Annotated in this window: 3 protein-coding genes; all 3 read left to right on the top strand. The window is 38.3% G+C overall.

The annotated features are described in order from the left end of the window. On the top strand, positions 1–1,244 hold a 1,244-nt coding region (locus AC1DG9_RS24980; protein WP_477635452.1), incomplete at its 5' end, for an O-acetylhomoserine aminocarboxypropyltransferase/cysteine synthase family protein. A 25-nt stretch (positions 1,245–1,269) separates the two neighbouring features. Next, on the top strand, positions 1,270–2,328 hold the full coding sequence (locus tag AC1DG9_RS24975) for a homoserine O-acetyltransferase family protein (protein ID WP_172663329.1): 1,059 nt from the start codon (positions 1,270–1,272) through the stop codon (positions 2,326–2,328). Between the two features lie 7 nt (positions 2,329–2,335). Further along, positions 2,336–3,577, top strand: coding sequence for a homoserine dehydrogenase (locus AC1DG9_RS24970; protein ID WP_172663330.1), 1,242 nt, complete (start codon positions 2,336–2,338; stop codon positions 3,575–3,577). Positions 3,578–3,726 lie beyond the last annotated feature (149 nt).

Raw genomic sequence — 3,726 nt, 5'->3', positions numbered from 1 at the left:
CTACAGGATCAAGAGCTGTTCCAATATACCAAACTACCTCTTACGGTTTTAAGAACTCCGAACATGGTGCAAACTTATTTGCGCTAAAGGAATTCGGAAACATTTACACCAGGATCATGAATCCGACAACTGATGTTTTCGAAAAAAGAATAGCAGCACTTGAAGGCGGTGTGGCTGCTTTAGCCGTAGCTTCGGGACAGGCGGCTCAATTTATTGCATTAAATAATATCCTACAGGCAGGTGACAATTTTGTATCCTCATCTCATTTATATGGCGGATCATATAATCAGTTCAAAGTAAGCTTTAAACGTCTTGGTATTGAGGTTAGGTTTGCTAATGGCGATGATGCCAACGATTTTGAATCAAAAATCGATGCAAATACTAAAGCTATATATTTAGAAACCATTGGTAATCCTGCTTTCAGTATTGCCGATTTCGAAAAATTATCTGCCATTGCCAACAGACACGATTTACCGTTAATAGTAGATAATACTTTTGGCGCAGCTGGTTATCTGTTTAAACCTTTAGAACACGGGGCCCATGTTGTTGTGCAATCTGCTACCAAATGGATTGGCGGACATGGCACCAGTATTGGCGGGGTAATAGTAGATGGTGGAAATTACAACTGGGGAAATGGCAAATTCCCTCAATTTACCGAGCCATCAGAAGGATATCATGGTTTAATTTTTAATGATGTTTTTGGAATTGGTGGTCCTTTTGGAAATATTCAATTCATTATTCGTGCCCRCGTTGAAGGGTTAAGAGATTTTGGCCCGGCCATCTCTCCTTTCAACTCTTTCCTTTTAATTCAGGGATTAGAAACTTTATCACTTCGCGTGCAACGTCACGTAGATAACACACTTGCACTGGCGACCTGGTTAGAAAGCCATGATGCTGTGAAGAGCGTAAACTATCCCGGACTTGAAAGCAGTCCATACCATGCTAACGCCAAAAAGTATTTAAAGAATGGATTCGGTGCAGTGCTATCTTTTGAACTACATGGTGATAAAGAAAAAGCAACGGCATTGGTCGACAATCTTAAACTTGTTAGCCACCTTGCAAACCTGGGTGATGCAAAAACCCTTATCATACAACCTTCAGCAACTACGCATCAACAACTAAGTGACGAGGAACAAATTGCTGCAGGCATTACAGCCAGCCAGCTACGTGTTTCTGTAGGAATTGAACACATAGACGACATTAAGGCTGATTTTGAACAAGCCTTTGCTGCTATCAACAAATAAAATAAAACGCTACAAGATCTAAAGAATGAGCACTACTGCCACATATACGCATACAAAGTTATTTAAGCTAGAGAACGGGAAAAAACTACGCAAATTAGAGATTGCTTATCAAACTTATGGCAAACTAAATGCAAAGAAAGATAATGTGATCTGGGTATGCCATGCGCTTACAGCCAATGCTGATGTTTTAGACTGGTGGAAAGGACTTTTCGGCAATAACGACCTGTTTAACCCTGAGGAACACTTTATCATCTGTGCAAATGTATTAGGGTCTAATTACGGTACAACCAATCCATTAAGTATAAATCCGGTAACAGGGCAACCGTATTACCTTGCTTTTCCAGAATTTACCATCAGAGATTTGGTCGCTGCTCACCGCTTGCTTGCATCATATCTTGGCATTCAACACCTTAAAGTATTAATTGGCGGTTCTTTAGGCGGGCAACAAGCATTGGAATGGGCCATTACAGATAGCAAGAGCGTAGACAATCTAATTCTTGTAGCTACAAATGCAGTACACTCACCATGGGGAATTGCATTTAACGAGAGTCAGCGTTTAGCAATCAGCACTGATCGTACATTTTATGCACAGCAGCCAGATGGTGGCTTAAAAGGTTTAAAAGCCGCAAGAAGCATTGCTTTATTATCTTATCGCACTTATGAAGCATATTCAGCTACTCAATTAGAAAGTGTAAATGACAAAACAGGTTCATTCCGAGCCGCCTCTTACCAGAATTATCAGGGCGAAAAACTGTGTAAACGTTTTAATGCCTACAGCTATTGGTACTTGAGTAAAGCAATGGACAGCCATAATGTTGGCCGAAGCAGAAAAAGTATTGTTGATGCCTTAGCATTAGTTAAAGCGAATACGCTGGTAATAGGAATTGAAAACGATGTTCTGTTCCCGCTTTGTGAACAAGAGTTTTTAGCGAAGCATATTCCAGGAGCAGCACTCAAAAGTATTAGCTCTGCTTATGGCCACGATGGTTTTTTAATTGAGACAGACATATTAACCAACATAATTGGCACATTCTTAAAAGAAAGTGCAAATAAGAAAATAATTAAATTACATAAAACAGCATAGTATTTAGATGAGTAAGAAACTTAAGATCGGCTTATTTGGTTTTGGAGTTGTTGGACAAGGATTGCATGATATTATTCGCGGTCAGGACCTAAACCTTGAGATCGTTAAAATAGCTATTAAAAATCCTGAGAAAAAACGTAGCCTTGAGGCACATCTTTTCACCACAAATCATGACGAAATATTAGACAATAGTGAAATTAACACTGTAGTTGAGTTAATTGATGACGCAGAGATTGCCTACAACATCGTTAAAAGAGCATTAATCAGCGGTAAAAATGTAGTTTCTGCCAATAAAAAAATGATTGCTACTCATCTGGCCGAACTGGTTGAATTGCAAGAAAAACATAATGCATCTCTATTATATGAAGGTGCAGTTTGCGGCAGTATACCTATCATCCGTAATCTGGAAGAATATTACGACAATGAATTACTGCACGGTATAAGTGGAATATTCAACGGTTCATCTAACTACATTCTATCTAAAATATTTAATGAAAATCTTGAATATGGCGTGGCATTAAAGCAGGCGCAAGATCTTGGTTTTGCTGAATCTAATCCTATTCTGGATGTTGGAGGTTATGATCCTAAATTTAAATTGGCTATTGCAACTGCACATGCTTACGGGTTATTTATTGATCCTGATAAGATACTTAATGTTGGCATTCAGAACTTATCAGAGCATGACATTAAGTACGCCAGAGAGAAGAACTTTAGAATTAAACTTGTACCTACTGCGCGTAAAATAAGCACCAAGCAAATCATTACTTATGTATTGCCAAAGTTTGTAAAATCTGATGATTTTCTGTTCAATGTAGAAAACGAATACAACGGTGTAACTGTTCAGGCCGCCTTTGCTGATAAGCAATTCTTCTTTGGAAAAGGTGCAGGTGGTCACCCTACAGGAGCAGCTGTTTTATCAGATATAGCTGCACTAAGATATGATTATCGTTATGAGTATAAAAAATACCATCAACACAATGGGTTAGTTCATACCGACAATGTAAACATTGAAGTTTATTTGCGCTATACCCATGAGTATACATTGGAAAAGCTGCAGATAGATAATATTATTGAGCGGTTCTCCCGTAATGATTACAAATATGTAATTGGAAATGTAAGCCTGAAAACTTTATTGGCTAACCGCGACCTTCTTGAGCAAAAGGATGTTTTTATTGCTCATACTGGTAGGTACACTTACACCGAACAGCAAATCTTAAAGGTTTCTGAAGAGGAAGTGATATTTAACTAGTTATTATTTTTGCTTTGTTTTGATAGTGAAAAGGCCCCATTCGGGGCCTTTTGCTTTATGTTATTTTATATTTCTCTGTTCAAATCCCAATTTTCAAGATAATCAGCTACTCTTCTTACAAAAGATCCACCCAACGCTCCATCTACAAC

The organism is Pedobacter sp. 05L430, from assembly GCF_056397585.1.
Note: the sequence above shows the minus strand (reverse complement) of the source record. Positions and strands in the feature narration are given on the sequence as shown.